Source organism: Streptomyces sp. NPDC005483, from assembly GCF_040606035.1.
Lineage (GTDB): Bacteria > Actinomycetota > Actinomycetes > Streptomycetales > Streptomycetaceae > Streptomyces.
Genome location: NZ_JBEXEA010000020.1, coordinates 141,949 through 156,921 on the forward strand (window position 1 = coordinate 141,949; position 14,973 = coordinate 156,921).

Below are 14,973 nucleotides of genomic sequence, written 5' to 3' on the forward strand. Positions count from 1 at the left end.
CCCCCACACAACCTTCACGATCAAGGGGCGCAACCTAGCACGGGAAGGTCGGTCATGGACATGCTGTTAGGCTCCCGTCACGCGCGTGGGGGGAGCGGCCGGGGGGCCGGGGGAAGCGCCAAGGTGTTGCCGTACGTCCCGTCATGCCTTCTTCTTGCCTTTCAGGAGGAACGGTGGCTCGACTCGGCCGACGCCGACACAGACCAGCTCATGGTTCACGCTCAGCACGCCTCGGCACATCGGCGACACGTACCGCCGCCGCCCTGGCGACGGCACTGAGCCTCGGCCTTCCGCTCGCCGCTGTACCGTCCTCGGCGGCAGCCGCTCCGCTGTCGGCAGCCGCGGCCGACGAGACCGTGCTGCCCGCCGCCCCGCGCGCCGTCCCCAGGGCCACCCAGATCCTCAACGCGGGGACCAGCGGATTCCTTTGGGCCCAGGAGGGCGACGACCGGTTCCTGTGGACGGACTACGCCACCGGCACCACCACCGCACTGGAGAAGCGGCTGGACGTCCCGGTGCAGTACGACATCGACAGCGGCTACTTCCATGAGGCCGCGTCCTTCCAGCCCGGCTACTACGGGGACGGGTCCGACACCGTCGCCCTCTACTCGGAGGAGGACTCCCGAGTCACCCTCCTCCAGGGCGCGGGCACCTCGGGCAGCACCGCCGTGGTACCCGTGCCCGACTACCACACCTACCGGGGCACCTTCGGCAGTACCGTCCTGACCAGCACCAGCGGCATCGGCGGAAACCCGAACGCCTACCAGCTGTGGCGCGTCCAGGACGGGGGCGGGGTCGCTGAGACGCCCGTGACCGGGCTGCCGGAGGGCGCGTCCGACGTGGTGGTCGAGGACGGCGACGCCCGGTCCGTCATCCTCCGCTACAACACCGGCGACAGCGAGCAAAGCTGGGGCCACTGGGGCATCGTCGACCTCGCCACCGGCGCGCTCAGCGCGCTGCCCGGCCCGGTCGACCCGGAGGACGGCTGGGAGGTGACCGGCTTCCGGCTGGGTGCCGACTCGGTGGTGCGGCTGCGCAGTGGGCGCGGCAAGGTGGACGTGTACGACCGCGACGAACTGTCCGCCGCGCCCCGTACCTTCGATACAGGCGCCCTGACCTACCAAGCCGCGTACGGGATCGTCGGCGACAAGCTGCTCGGCGTCGAACCTGTGTCGCCCGGCGACAACAAGTACCGGGGCCAGCCGCTGTGGGCCCTCACGTCCGACGGCACGGACACCGACCTGACCAAGGTCATGGACCCGGCCGCCCATCAGATCGTCCAGGCGCCGGACGGCTCCGTCCTCGTGGCCGGCGCCGCGCAGTACGTCGAGCAGGGCGACCTCGACTGGGGCGTGTACCGGATCGCCCCGGCCGCCGACGGCTCGGTCACCCGCAGCCGCTTGACCGCCGTGCAGCCGATGCCCGCGCAGATCAACGGCCTCTCGCTCGGCAGCGGCATCCTCACCACGGCCGACAACAGCACCTTGTACGAGCCCCACACGACTCTCGGCGCCTATCGCAGCACCTGGCTCACCACGAGCGGCACCCCGAGCGTCGCCAAAACCACCGTGGACGGGCTGGTCAGCGGGTGGGACGGCGACTGCTCCGGCGGCGCCACCCGCTGCATCCCGATGTTCGCCGACGGGACCGGCCACCACGGCCGCCGCGACGCCACCGAGTCCGGCCTGACCATGCTGCGCACCAACGGTGCCACCACCTGGGGCCCCACCCTCGACACGGGGGACGACAGCCCGCGGCTCAAAGACCTCTCCGGACGGTACGCGGTCGTCGACGGCGCCTCCTCCGGCACCCAGTACATCGGCGAGTTCCCCGACGCCTCGGCGGGCAAGGTCGTGCAGAAGCGCGACCGGGTCGCCGCGGCCGTCTGGGGCAACACCCTGTGGAGCGGCGCGGCCACGGGAGGCAAGGTCACGGCCACCCGGCTCCCGTCCGGCACCGCCGTGGAGTCCTTCACCACCCGCAACGGCTGCACCCCGTCGGACCTCCAGGCCGTGGGCCGCTGGGTGTACTGGACCTGCGAGGACGCCTGGGGCGACGACCAGGGCTCGGGTGTCTACGACCGTACGACCAAGCTCACCGCCACCGCCCCGGCCAGCGAGGTCCTCCTCGGAGACGGTTACCTCGTCCAGCACGTCGGCGGCACCGACTCGGACAGCGGGCTGACGCTCATCGACCTGCACGGCGGTCTGCCGTCCAGCGGGTCCTCCACCGACCTGCCGAGCCGCAAGCTCGTCAACTGGACCGAACTCGGCCGGTACGGGACCGGGGTCAGCGGGGTGCGCACCAGCTGGACCGTGGACCGCTTCGGCGGCGGTGTCGCCTATGCCGACGACGAGCAGCGCGTCCACCTCGTGAAGACCGGCGTTCCGGCGTCCGCTCTGTCGGCCATCGACTCCACGGCCACCCCCGGGGCCGCGAGCTGGTCCGGCACCTGGTGGCTGTCGAAGCCCGCCGCCTCCTGGAAGGTGACCGTCCGCCACAAGGCGTCCGGCGCCACCGTGCGTACCGTGACCGGCTCCGCCGCCCGTGGTCTGCTGACGGCCGCCTGGGACGGCAAGGACTCCGCGGGCCGCCTGGTCCTCAACGGCACCTACACCTGGACGCTCACCGCCCAACCCGCAGACGGCCAGGGCGCCGCCCTCAGCCTCTCCGGCAACCTCGCGGTGACGGCCGGTGCGGCGGCACCGCGCGACTACGCGGGCAACGACGGCGTCGGCGACGTCCTCACCCTCAACTCCTCCGGCACCCTCACCATCCGGCGCGGCACCGACACGGGCACGCTGGGCAGCCAGGTCTCCGGTACCGGCTGGCCGACCACCGCGAAGTTCGTGCCGTTCGGCGACCTCAGCGGCGACCGGTGCAACGACGTCCTGGTCCGGCTGAGCAGCGGCGCTCTCCGCGCCTACCGCCCCTCGTGCGGCAAGGCGGCGACGCCCTCGACGCCGTACACCTCACTCGGCACCTCCGGCTGGAACCAGTACGACGTGCTGACCGCGCCCGGTGACCTGAGCGGTGACGGTCGCCCGGACCTGATCGCCCGCAACGCCTCGACCGGCACGGTCTACCTGTACAAGGGCACCAGTACAGGCAAGCTGTCGGCGCGCGTGAAGCTGTACGACAACTGGAAGACGTACAAGAAGGTCGTCGGGGCCGGTGACCTGAACGGCGACGGCATCGGCGACCTCCTCGCCCAGGACACGTCGAACAACCTGTACCGGTACGACGGCACCGGCAGCGGCACTTTCAAGGCCCGCGTGAAACTGTTCGGCAGCTGGGGCGGCTCGTACGACACGGTCGTCGGCGCCGGCGACATCACCGGCGACGGCAGGACGGACCTCGTCTCGCGCGACACCAGCGGCAACCTGTACCGCAACAGCGGTGACGGCAAGGGGTCGTTCGGCGGCCGTACGAAGATCGCGACAGGCTGGCAGGGGTACAAGGCCGTCGTATGAGGTCGCCCGCTGCCAGCCCCAGGTCCCTGGGCCCGGGCCCGGCAGTTCGCCCGCTCTGCGAACCGCCGGGCCTCCGCCTGCGGGGCAGGTTCCCCAGCGTTGCACCCGTGTGGGAGCGGGATCGGCCCTGGGCTGACGCCGGCACGAAGACCGTCAGCACGGAACGCACGGCAATCGGGAGCGGGCGCAGAACTTCGGCGTAGCCAAGTGCACCTGGACAGTGCGGACTTGGCGCCTCAAGGCGTCGGCCGCACGCACGTCCCGAGTCTCAGCCGACAACGGAGAGCCCAGTCCACCCAAGCGCTGTCGCTTCCCCAGCTGAGAGCGCGAGTTCGATTCTCGTCACCCGCTCCGACAAAGAAACTTCTTGCGCGGCTTCCCGTCAGCGCGCCTTGCCAGGGCTCGCGCAAGCGCGGGGCGGCCCAGGCGGTGTCGAGCAGACGCGGCCCGTGGCGGACGGGATGGGAGCGGGGGTGCGTGGTGGGTTGTTCTGGTGGCCTGTGCTGCGGGGATCATCTCGTCGCGCACCCAGCCAGCTGACGATCTTCTACGGCCTGCCGTCAGCGCGAGGTGTGCCGTACCAGCGCCACTTGGTAAGGCGCGGCCGACCAGGGAGTTCCGCGCGACCGGTGGCCCAGAGAAGGGTTGGCCACCGGTCGGTATCGGTCGGGGCCTCGGGGAAGAGCCGAGCCAGCACGCGGTCACACAGACCGGCGGGCGGCGTCCAGCCGATGCCAAGGCCCTCAGCGACGTCGTAGGTATGCACCAGGGTCTCGACGATGCCCATCGCGGCGAAGCCTTCAGGGTCGGCTGAACCGAAGATGTGGTGTGCCCGGACCGTGGACGGGGTCGTGCGGACGATTGCGGTCAGCAAGGCGCCGCTGGCATCCAGTACTTGCAGCAGACCAGCTGGACCAGCCTCCCGGTCGGCGAAGACAGCATTCGCCGGGCCGCCCGGCCTCTTCCGACTCCACGCGAACGGGACATGGGTGTCCAACGGCGGGTTCGCTGGGCTCAATTGGACGGCATAAGAGAACAGGTCGTCGGCGAGGTGCTCGACGGTCTCCCAACAGTCCCACTCCAGGGAACCGGCCTTGACACTCCAGTCCGGCGCGTCCGCCCCGCGCAGAGCGGCGAGCGCCAAACGGACGGCCTGCTCGACATCGGCCGCGGTGACCGGGCCGCTCGGTGATCCCTGCGCTTCAGCCATGGCGGGACCGTATCAATGATCACCGACGCCAGGGAGCTGTGTTCGACCAGGCAATCACCGGAACATAGACAGGGCTGGTTGGATCTGCGGCTGGGCCAGGGCTCCGCCATGCTCATGGCACGATGCCCCCTCAGCCACGCCGTCATGGGGGGAACCATGCGCACCACCACCGCCGTACTCGCGACCGCCTCCGCGCTCCTCGCGCTCACCGCCTGCTCGTCGTCCGACGACCGCGCCGACGCCCCAGCAAGCAGCAGCCCGGCCACCGTTGAGGAGCCGACCGCCACACCGACGCCGGCCGACGTCGCCGCCGCAGACCTGGAGCGCGTAGCGGACACGTATACGTCGCTCTACTTTGCAGGGGTCGGAAAGAGCGCGTACGCCTTCCTGTCGAAGCGTTGCCAGGCCAAGGCAGACCCGGCCCTGTACACGGCCACCGTGGAGCAGGCCGCGAAGGACTACGGGCCCGACCACCCGGCGACGGACCTGCACGCCACCGTCTCAGGGAGCATGGGCCGCGTCTCGTACAAGGTGAAAGGCCTGCCGAAGTTCGACCAGCAGGCGCAGCCGTGGACGCTTGAGGGCAGCGCCTGGAAGTACGACGCCTGCTGACACACGGCTGGCCCGAGGCCCCCGTCGACCGGAACCGGCGGGGGCCTATGCGTGCGCTCTCGCTCGGAGTGCCGTGCTGGTCATGGCAGCCGAACGCGTATGCCCGCGCTGCGACGCTCCGCCAGGCCCTCCGCGCGGCCGGGGTTGTGTCCCGCGAAGCGACGGAGGCCCCGGCCGGGCGGACCGGCCGGGGCTGCATTCCGTCGCCTCGCAGCATCACTTGGTGCCGCGGGTGCGGGAAGAAGGGTCAGTGGTGGTGGCCACCGCCGTGGTGGCCACCACCGTGGCGGTCACCGCCGTCCCGGTGGTGGCCCCAGGAGGCGTCGTCGATGAAGCGGCCGTGGTCGTTGCGCAGGGTGGCGGTGTCGGAGTAGTTGTCCCACACGTAGTTGTGGCGGTCCATGTAGAGGTCACTGTCGCTGTCGCGGCCCTCGCCGGTGTGGATGCGGACCGTGGCGCGGCCCTCGAGGCGGTAGTGGTCGAAGGTGTAGGTGCGGCCGTCCTTGTTCGTCAGGGTCCAGCCGTCGAGGTTGACGTCCCGGCGGCCGGTGTTGGTGAGTTCCACCCACTCCTTGTTCAGTGAGCGGCGCGAGCGGTCCTCGGGGCCGGGCGAGTCGTACTGGACCGCGCTGATCTCCACCTTCTGCCGGTCGGGCCGGGCGTGGTGGTCGGCGGCCGACGCCGGCAGCGCCACCGCCCCGACGATCGCGGCGGCCGCGAGCGCGGCAGCGGAGAGACGACGGGCGGTCACCGTGGAAGAAGACACAAAGCCCCCAGGCTGTACGAGCACCCTCACGTCCCTGGCCAACGGGCCGGGTGGGACGGGCTGGTGCGGTGTGCGGGTGGCGGCCGGTCGGCCGCACATCCACACCATGGCCAACCCGTGCAGGTTGTGAACGCGATACGAGCACTCCGTTACTGTTCGCCCACATTGCCGTAACTCTCGCCTGTAACGTCCATCCATGCGTCGAATGCACCAGGTTGACGCTCTCGCCGGCCGCTATCCCGTGCAGGTACTGATCACTCAGCCCTGGCCGCCACGCTGCGCCACCCCGGCCCGTCCGAGTGGCTCACCCGAAAGTGCGTCACAGAACGCGGAGCACGGCGCGCACAGGAAGGGCGCCTCGGACCCCGCCGGACGTCAGCCGGCTGCGCCGCGGTGGCATGGAAGCGATCCGGCAGGTTGAGGGACCGGCCGGATCCTGACGGAGCAGGCCGGGGCGGATCTCGGCGAGGTCGAAAGCCTTCTTCAGGCCCTGCACGAGAGCGGGCTCGATCCGGCGGCGGACCGCACGGACGCTGGTGAGCGTCCCGCCGATCCTCTTGGGCTCGATCGGGGTCTCCGGACGGCCGGCGAAGTGCCGCTGGATGTCGTCGTAGGCGGCGGTGCTGGATGTCGAAGCCCGCCCGCGTCAGCTCCGCGCCCGGGCTCCACCGCTCCCCGTGGGTCTCGGCGGTGTGCGCCTGGGCGATCGCCGGCCGGAAGAGGGCGATCAGGGCGCCCGGACCGTCGTCGGCCGGCTCCGCGGAACAGCGCGGACGTGCCGCGGAGGCCCTTGACACAGCTCGCCGGTCGACCCGGTGTGTCCCTCACCAAGGGGAGGATCCGTCACTGTTTGAATCGTCGGCATGACTAAGCGCGACGACGCGGCTCTCTTCGGCAACCGATTCCTGACCGTGCCCGCCCCCTCGGAGACCTTCCCCGAGGAAGGCATGGCCGCGACGGACGCCATGAGGCTGGTGGGCGAGGACCTCGCCATGGAGGGCGACCCACAGCGCAACCTGGCCACCTTCGTCACCACGTGGATGGAACCGGAGGCGCAACGGCTGATCGCCGAGAACCTCCACCGTAATTTCATCGACCACGCGGAGTACCCCATCTCCGCCGAGATCGAGCAGCGCTGCGTGCGCATGCTCGCCGACCTCTTCCACGCGCCGCCGGGCAAGGCCACCGGATGCCGAACCCAGGGCTCGTCCGAGGCGATCATGCTCGGCGCGCTGTCGCTGAAGTGGAAGTGGCGCGAGCGCCGCCAGGCGGCCAACCTGTCGGTCGACCGGCCCAACCTGGTCTTCGGCGGGGACGTCCACGTCGTGTGGGAGAAGTTCTGCCGTTACTTCGACGTCGAGCCGCGGATCGTGCCGCTTGCCGAGGACAAGTACACGATCGGCCCGGAGGACGTGGAGCCCCATCTCGACGAGAACACGATCGGCGTCGTCGCCGTCCTCGGCACCACGTTCACCGGCCACAAGGACGATGTCGTCGGGATCGACAAGCTTCTGCGGGACGTCCGCAAAAAGCGGGACCTCGACATCCCGATCCACGTCGACGGCGCCAGCGGTGGCTTCGTGTGGCCCTTCCTCTACCCGGACTCGCAATGGGACTTCCGGCTCGAGCAGGTCCGTTCGATCAACGTCTCCGGACACAAGTACGGTCTGGTCTACCCCGGCATCGGATGGCTGGTCTTCCGCGAGGAGTCCGACCTGGCCGGTGACCTGGTGTTCTACGAGAACTACTTGGGCAAGACCGACGCGACGTTCACGCTGAACTTCTCCACCGGCGCGGCGATGGTGCTCGCGCAGTACTACAACTTCGTGCGGCTCGGCCGCCAGGGCTACACCTACGTCATGAAGATGATGCAGGAGAACGCCCACGCGCTGGCGGGCAACCTGCGCGACAGCGGCCGCTTCGAAGTGATCGGCGGCGATCTCGAGCAACTGCCGCTGGTCGCTTTCCGCCTCAGCGGCAGCAACGCCTACGACGAGTCCGACATCGCCTGGCAACTCTCGGCCGAGCGCGGCTGGATGGTGCCGGCATACACGCTCCCGCCCAACGCGCAGCGGGTGAAGATCCTGCGCGCCCTGGTCAAGGAGACCCTGAGCCGCGAGCAGATCGACCGTCTGAGCCAGGACATCGCCGACGCGTGCCGCACTCTGGACGACAAGGGGGCGGCCCACGGGATCGAGCGGGCCCAGGTCAAGCGCGGTACCGGCTACTGACGCACGCTCCCAGGGGGAGGGCGGCGAAGCCGCCGCCTCACTACACGGGTTGTGGGGTGAAGGGGAGCAGGTCGTCCTCCCCCTTTCGCCCCACCACGCCGTAGCTGCTCTCGGGGACCTCGTTCCAGGCGCCGGGCAGATCACCCAGCGGTTCGGACACGATGAGACGGGTCTCGTCGGACACCTCCCGCAGGAACGCCATGTCGGGGTGGAGTGCTCGCAGCGCCTCCACCTCGGTGCTGTAGTACAGCGAACGGGAGGCTCCCTCGCTGGAGTAGCGGAACGCCCACGTCTGCTGCCCGTTGGTCACGGCGACCGTCATCTGCAGGGGGAACTCCACCCCATGCTCATGACCGGTCCGTTCCACCATGCCGACCATGCGCGCGACGGCGCCCGGCGGGTCCTGCTCCAGACCGAAGGTGAGTGCCAGGTAGAACATCATCTCGGAGTCCGTCGATCCCTCGATGTCGAGGAAGAGTTCCGGATCGACCGCCAGGGCGAGTTCACGCCGTATCCGGTGGAAGTCGGTGATTCCGCCGTTGTGCATCCACATCCAACGGCCGTGACGGAAGGGGTGGCAGTTGGTCTGCTGCACCGGGGTGCCGGTCGTGGCCCGGATGTGAGCGAAGAACAGCGGGGACCGGACGTGGTCGGCGATCTCCCGCAGATTGCGATTGCTCCATGCCGGGCCGATCTCCCGGACGATCGCGGGGGTGCCGTTGTCCGGTGCGTACCAGCCGACGCCGAACCCGTCGCCGTTGGTCGTTTCGACGCCCATCCGGGAGTGCAGGCTCTGGTCGATCAGCGAGTGGACCGGCTTGTAGAGCACGGTGTCGAGCAGGACAGGCGTTCCTGTGTAAGCGAGCCACCGGCACATGGGGCCACCACCTTCCTGGTGTTCGAACTACGCCGCAGCAGGTCATCCCCCGACGGAGGGCCGGCTGCTGCTCCTCAGGGTGCTTTCCACTGTGGGCCCGCTGGGTGCGGTTCCGCATCGCCCAGGACAGGTGAGTGACGAGAGAACGGGACGAGGTGTACTGGCCGCCGCTTCTCGGCTGAGGCACGTATGGCCTGCCCCTCCGGCGGCCGCCTCGGGGTGGCACCGACAGCGGGCCGAGCGGCGCGTCGGCTGGACCATTGGCACGTCGAGGTGAGCCGTTGGGGCGAGGTGCGGCCGACTGCCCGGAGATCACTGCTCCGCTGCCCTTGGTTTACAGACCTGCCAGGACGGCGGCCACGCACAGCGCAGAGCACGGTCACTTGTTCTTAAGGTCTCGTCGCCGCCGGCCGGTTTCGACGGCCTTGACCACCACCCGGGCCGCGACCCCGACGAGCAGGATTCCGCCGGCCATCTGGATCATGGTCATGACGCGTGCCGTTTCGGTCTGGGCGGTGATGTCGCCGAAGCCCACGGTGCTGATCACGGTGAGCGCGAAGTACAGGGCGTCGGTACGGGTGAGGGGCTCCGTGAAGCTGCCGGGTGTGGCCCGCGCCAGCAGGAAATACGAGGTGGCGAAGAGCAGCGCGAACAGAGGGACGACGACGGCGAGCGCCTCCACCGCACGCAGTCCGGGATACGGGGAACGTACGATCGCGCGAACCTGCCAGAGGAACAGCGCCGTCACCGCGATCAGGCCGACGACGAGGCCGGCTACCGTGCCGCGGTCGAAGGGCGCGTCCATGGGCAGCAGGTAGTAGGCGACGACCAGTCCGGCGGACAACCCGATCGACCGCGCCACGGCCCACAGGGTCGCGCGCCTGCCCGGTCCTGCTCGGTCATCCCCCATGTCCCGCAGCCCTCCGGATCGTCGTCAGGGCCAGTCGCCGCACCCGATGCCAGTCCATCGGGGGTCTGCCACGCGCCACTCCGGGCCGGTCGCGGGGGACCCGCACCCGCAGGGCGCGTTGCTGGACACGGCATCGCACCGGAGTCGGCAGGGTGAGTGCCTCGCCGTCCACACCGACCGGGATCGCGTCGGCATCGGCGTCGACGACCACCTCCTGGGCGGTCAACTGCGTGAGCCCGGGTGCACGGTGGCCTCGGAGCATCCCCGCCGCCTGCGCCGCGCTGTCGACCTTGACGCCGAGCACCCCGAGGTTGCCGGAGTCCAGCCGGTCCCGGCGACCCAGACCGGCCGGGTCGTCCGTCCGGTAGGGGTTGTTGCTGACCAGTACCGCCTGCGGCTGCTCGACGGTCGTGCTCCCGGCATGCACGGCGAGGCGTGGGCCGTGGTGATGTGTCAGCAGATCGGGCAGCATCTGCAGGGTGGTGTGGACCTTGTCGTCGCGGTAGGCAGGGCTCTGGACGACGGCCGCGTAGGCACCGAACGAGGCGTTGTTGACGAACACACGGTCGTTGATGAAGCCCAGGTCGATGCGGACTTCGACGCCGTCCGTGAGTGCGTCGAGACAGGTCGACGGGTCGTCCCTGTCCAGTCCCAGGTCCAGGGCGAAGTGGTTGCGGGTGCCGGCGGAGATCACCATGAACGGCAGGTCGCGCTCCGCCGCCACGGCCGCGACCAGGGCCTGGGTGCCGTCGCCTCCCGCGACGCCGAGCAGATCGGCGCCCGCGTCGGCGGCCCGGCGGGCGAGCGCGGCCACGTCCTGTCGGCGCGTCACGTCCAGGACGAGGACCTCGGCGCCGAGTGCCTCGGCCTTCTCCCGCAAGCGGAATCGGCCGACCTTCCCGCCGCCCGAACGCGGGTTCATGATCAGGTACGGCCGCCGCGGCGGCTCCTCCGGACGTTCCTGGGCCGGTGCCGGGGCGGCCTCGGCGCCTGCCAGCGCGACCCGGCCGCAGAAGACGGCCAGTACCCACAGCGCGAGCGAGACGAGCACCACCCACAGCAGCCCGGCCACCACGTAGAGCACGACGACGGCGGCGGGAGCGGCGAAGGCCAGTGTCGCGGCCAGCAGTCTGACCAGACCGGTGTGCACCAGCGCCCACCAGACGCCCGCCGCCGTCACCGCCAGTCCGGCGGCCCCGACGAGCACGAGCAGCAGGCTGTCGAGTCCGCCGAACAGCAGGAGCACGATGATCGCCCCGGCGCCCGCGGTGACAGCCATGCGTGCGGCCCAGCGCGGAGCGAGCGCGGAACGGCTACCGGACATGTCGACCTCCCACGAGCGGGGTGCGCTCGGACCATGTCACCGCGCTTCCACCCGGTCCTCCATCACCCGCTCCGGGGGATTCTTCGGACCGAGCGTCCCTCGCAACGGGCGGTAGCGGCCAGCGCGCGGGCCGGTGGGTACGTGGCCCGGTCCGGTGGCGGCTCAGGGCGGCTCGGGCGGCTGTCAGGGGTCGGTGGCCGGTGGCAAGGGTGTCCGGTGACAGACAACCGGCACGTCGTGTGTCGGGCAACTGACGAGAGTGCTCCGCTGCTCCGCTTCCGACATGCACCCGAGCGCGGCGGAGAACCACGGCCACCGCGCGGTGCGGTCCGGCACGGGTTCGCCGGGCGGGCACTGATACCGACGGGCCTGGACGGGTTCACCGGGCCGCAGCGATGTCCGGCCCCTGAGCGCAGCCGAGCTCGCCGTCCTCTTGCCGCTCTTCCCCTTGCTCCGCCGCGCAGCCTCCGCGGCGCCGGAGGGCCCGGCCGCCGGCCGTTCACCGTGGGGACGGGCGTCGGTGGTGCGGGCTTCACAGCGTCCAGATGACGAATGAGTACAGCGCGATCAGGGCGATCGACCACGCCGGGTAATCGGGGATGGACCCATGATGCCGCGGAAGATGCCGAGAACGCCGGAGATGAAGACCATCACGGCGGCGAAGGTCACCAGTCCGCCGGCGGCTGCCGCGGATGTCTCCGATCGGCGGGGAGTGGCGGTTGTTGTCATGGTGCGTCCTTCGATCCCGCTTGGGGCCACCGGCTTCGTGGCTCCTCGTTTCCACCCTGCGTCGCCTGAGAAAGCGGGGCCACTCGGGTGAGTGAGGCAGGGCGGACCGGCCGTCGGTCCGCTGGAAGACGTGACATGCGTCGGCCGGAACGCGCGATGGCATGTGTCACGGAATCGGCCACGGCTGTCCGGGATCAGGCCGCTCCGCTTTTCATACCGTCACCGGCCTTTCTGGGGTGGGCGGCGACCGAAGCCACCCTTTCGGCGGGCCACCGGGATCGAGATGGCGTCGTTGGGGACGATATGACGGTGCGGCACGGTGGTCAGCGTCGGTGGCAGAGCGGGGGCCGCCGTGCCGATGTCGGCAGGTGACCAGCTTTGCCGGGGTGAGAGAGCTTGCCGCGAGCTGAGGCTCTGGCCGGACCTCGCCGACACCCGGTGCCCGTGCATGCGTGATGTCGTGCTGGTCGCGGACCGGGTCGTCGCATCTGACGGACAGCGTTCAGGGCGGGGTCGCCCGGAGGAGGTGTGTATGAGTGGTCCGGACGGACCGACCTGGGCTCCGGAGGGGCGGGCGGGGGCCTGCCGGCTGCTGCGTGACCAGCTCGTCGAGACGATCAACGTCATCCGCTCGCAGGCGGCGGTCATGCCGTCGGCCCCGGGCCTTGCACCGGTGAGGGAGAGCCCGGTCGAGGCGCCCCGGGGCTGAGAGGGTAGGTGCGAAAGCGCTGTTCGCCGCCGCTCCGAGCTGTTTCAGCCGCCTGCGATCTGACCTGCCGACTCGTCCGCTCGGGTGCTCTACGCATCCGATCAGGCGCAGAGTGACAGCGCGTCGCCGACGACTTGCGGACGCCAGGGCCGAAGGTGCTGTATGCCGGGTCGGCGCGGGAGAGCGCTGCCGTCACAGCTGCGTGGGCTTTACCGCCCCTGGGCTCTGTCGCCGACCCGGCCCATGCCCCAGCCGGTGCCCTGTCGCGTCGGATTCGGACCGATGGAGGCGCCCTGCCCGGTACAGCGGCGACCGCACCGTCGGCTGAGCGGGCCGATTGAGGGGAAGCCCCGGGCACTTCCGTCCTGGCGTGGATCGCCCTCCTTGGCCTGGCGGAATTCCTCGTCGGCGATGGCGCCTCTGCCCGGACGTCTCGCGGATGTAGAGGTCCGTCTCTTCCAACTCAGCCCTGCTGTAATCCTGTTCACGCCTGCCGGACCCGCCCAACATGCGCCTCGCCCAGTCGGGTAGTCCGCTGGATGAGAGGGGTGTGGTTCTCACCGTGCGTATGCCGGGCGCCAAGACTGGATCCGAGGCCGCGTTACCCCGGAACCCGCTGACGCTTCTGCGGAGCCGCGCGTACCTGCGCAACGCCCCACCCGCGACCCGTTCTAGGCGTCAGACGCGGACTGCCACGCCCGTACACCCGCTCGGGACGCCTCCTTGGCCTGCTGCCACTTCGCGGCCGCCTGCTGGGCCGGGGGCACGTCCATGTCGCGGAGCATGCGCCGACCCGCCGTGAACACAGCGAAGGCCCCGATGGCCATGCCGGCGCACGCCAACACGGCACCGGTCGCCGTGAGCACGACACCGGCCGTGACGAGGCGGGTGTCGATCTCGATCGCCCCATGGGACTGGTGATGGTTCATGACTCCACTGTCCGACGGGGGAAATCACCTCGCATCCCGAAGTCCGGCTACCACTCCACAGCGTGACCGTCGGTCTGGCGGGCGAGCGCAGGGGAAAGCCGACTTGAACGTCCGCATAGATGTTCACCCGTTCGGCCTTGTGTGACGCTCCCGCCGAGGGCCTGGCGGTCGCTGCGGCGGCAGGCTGGCGGTATGCAGCCAGGGACAGGAGCCGGAGGAGGCCGCCCGGACCGTCCGTCACGCCGGGCGTCGCGGCGGGAGCGGGTCGCCTCAACGAAGTCCCGGCTCAAGGGAGTGCGGACCCGGGCCGAGACACGCTTCCCGGTGATCACGCATCTGCTGTCGCACCTGATCTCGGTGAACGTACTCGACTCGGCGACTCGGCTGGCAGCCCAGACGTTCCTCACCGCCGTCCCCCTGCTGTTCGTGGTGGCCTCCATCGCCCCGCAAGCCGTGCGCGACCAGCTCGTCAGGTCCCTGCACGACACCTTCGGACTGTCCGGGAACGCGGACACCGAACTGAGCAAGGCCCTCAAGGGCACCGGCAAGCCGTCCGACGAACTGCGGCAGACCACCGGCGTCGTCGGCGGCCTGATGGTGCTCGTCTCGGCCACCGCGTGCAGCCGCGCCATGCAACGGCTGTGCGAGCGCGCCTGGAGCCTGCCCGGGGCGAGCGCGCGGGTGGCCGCCTGGCGCTGGCTCGCCTGGCTCGCGACCTGGCTGGTCATGTTCGGACTGCAGGGCAGCCTGCGCAACGGCTTCGGCCTCGGCCTGTGGCTCGGCGTGCCGCTGCTGCTGGCCGCCGAGGTCGGCATCTGGTGGTGGACCCAGCACCTGCTGCTGACCGCGCGCGTACCGTGGCTGCCACTGCTGCCGGGCGCACTGCTGACCGGAACGGCCCTGAGCGTCCTCACCTCCACCGCACCGCTGTACGTGCCCCGGGCCCTCAACCACAGCCTGGACAAGTACGGCTCGCTGGGCGCGGTCTTCACCCTCTTGTCCTGGCTCATCACGCTCTGCGTGGTCGCGACCCTGTGCGTCACCGCCGGCGCGGTCATCGCCCGCGAACCCTGGGTCACCCGCCGACTGGGCACACCCGAACCCCCGGCACCCCCCTCCGGCCACCCACCCGGCACCTCGTCACCGAAATAGCCGCCCTGCCGAGCGATAGAACTACGCAGTCATGCGGACCGCGCCGGCCAT

The 14,973-nt window shown here is 70.4% G+C and carries 11 protein-coding genes and 1 pseudogene; 5 read left to right on the forward strand and 7 right to left on the reverse strand.

All coding sequences use genetic code 11. The annotated features are described in order from the left end of the window. The first annotated feature begins 173 nt into the window (after positions 1-173). The gene (locus tag ABZT06_RS33415) at positions 174-3,473 is read left to right on the forward strand and encodes an FG-GAP-like repeat-containing protein (RefSeq protein WP_355749467.1); all 3,300 of its coding nucleotides are present in this window, start codon (positions 174-176) and stop codon (positions 3,471-3,473) included. A gap of 547 nt (positions 3,474-4,020) precedes the next feature. Here ABZT06_RS33415 and ABZT06_RS33420 read toward each other — a convergent pair. Next, a complete protein-coding gene (locus ABZT06_RS33420) occupies positions 4,021-4,683 on the reverse strand; it encodes a hypothetical protein (protein WP_355749470.1) in 663 nt (220 codons plus the stop codon). Between the two features lie 156 nt (positions 4,684-4,839). Between ABZT06_RS33420 and ABZT06_RS33425 the strand changes: the two genes are divergently transcribed. Next, the gene (locus tag ABZT06_RS33425; protein WP_355749473.1) at positions 4,840-5,295 is read left to right on the forward strand and encodes a hypothetical protein; all 456 of its coding nucleotides are present in this window, start codon (positions 4,840-4,842) and stop codon (positions 5,293-5,295) included. A 247-nt stretch (positions 5,296-5,542) separates the two neighbouring features. On the opposite strand, the gene ABZT06_RS33430 is transcribed toward ABZT06_RS33425, so the two are convergent. Next, positions 5,543-6,046, reverse strand: coding sequence for a lamin tail domain-containing protein (locus ABZT06_RS33430; protein ID WP_355749476.1), 504 nt, complete (start codon positions 6,044-6,046; stop codon positions 5,543-5,545). Positions 6,047-6,924: 878 nt separating this feature from the next. On the opposite strand from ABZT06_RS33430, the gene ABZT06_RS33435 reads away from it, so the two are divergent. Next, positions 6,925-8,292 (forward strand): glutamate decarboxylase, encoded by a 1,368-nt coding sequence (locus ABZT06_RS33435; protein WP_355749479.1) that lies wholly within the window; start codon positions 6,925-6,927, stop codon positions 8,290-8,292. 40 nt (positions 8,293-8,332) lie between these two features. Here ABZT06_RS33435 and ABZT06_RS33440 read toward each other — a convergent pair whose 3' ends face one another. From ABZT06_RS33440 to ABZT06_RS33455, 4 genes and pseudogenes are all read right to left on the reverse strand, one after another. Next, positions 8,333-9,169: a class II glutamine amidotransferase gene (locus tag ABZT06_RS33440; RefSeq protein ID WP_355749482.1), complete on the reverse strand. Its 837-nt coding sequence runs from the start codon at positions 9,167-9,169 to the stop codon at positions 8,333-8,335. Positions 9,170-9,548: 379 nt separating this feature from the next. Continuing rightward, positions 9,549-10,031: a potassium channel family protein gene (locus tag ABZT06_RS33445; RefSeq protein WP_355749485.1), complete on the reverse strand. Its 483-nt coding sequence runs from the start codon at positions 10,029-10,031 to the stop codon at positions 9,549-9,551. A gap of 37 nt (positions 10,032-10,068) precedes the next feature. Next, a complete protein-coding gene (locus ABZT06_RS33450; protein ID WP_355749488.1) occupies positions 10,069-11,403 on the reverse strand; it encodes a diacylglycerol kinase family protein in 1,335 nt (444 codons plus the stop codon). 532 nt (positions 11,404-11,935) lie between these two features. Next, positions 11,936-12,132: pseudogene (locus ABZT06_RS33455) on the reverse strand (hypothetical protein). 532 nt (positions 12,133-12,664) lie between these two features. On the opposite strand from ABZT06_RS33455, the gene ABZT06_RS33460 reads away from it, so the two are divergent. Then, the gene (locus ABZT06_RS33460) at positions 12,665-12,841 is read left to right on the forward strand and encodes a hypothetical protein (protein WP_355749492.1); all 177 of its coding nucleotides are present in this window, start codon (positions 12,665-12,667) and stop codon (positions 12,839-12,841) included. 671 nt (positions 12,842-13,512) lie between these two features. On the opposite strand, the gene ABZT06_RS33465 is transcribed toward ABZT06_RS33460, so the two are convergent. Beyond that, positions 13,513-13,770, reverse strand: coding sequence for a hypothetical protein (locus ABZT06_RS33465; protein WP_355749495.1), 258 nt, complete (start codon positions 13,768-13,770; stop codon positions 13,513-13,515). Between the two features lie 324 nt (positions 13,771-14,094). Here ABZT06_RS33465 and ABZT06_RS33470 point away from each other — a divergent pair, with 324 nt between their 5' ends. Then, positions 14,095-14,922 (forward strand): YhjD/YihY/BrkB family envelope integrity protein, encoded by an 828-nt coding sequence (locus ABZT06_RS33470; protein WP_355749498.1) that lies wholly within the window; start codon positions 14,095-14,097, stop codon positions 14,920-14,922. Positions 14,923-14,973 lie beyond the last annotated feature (51 nt).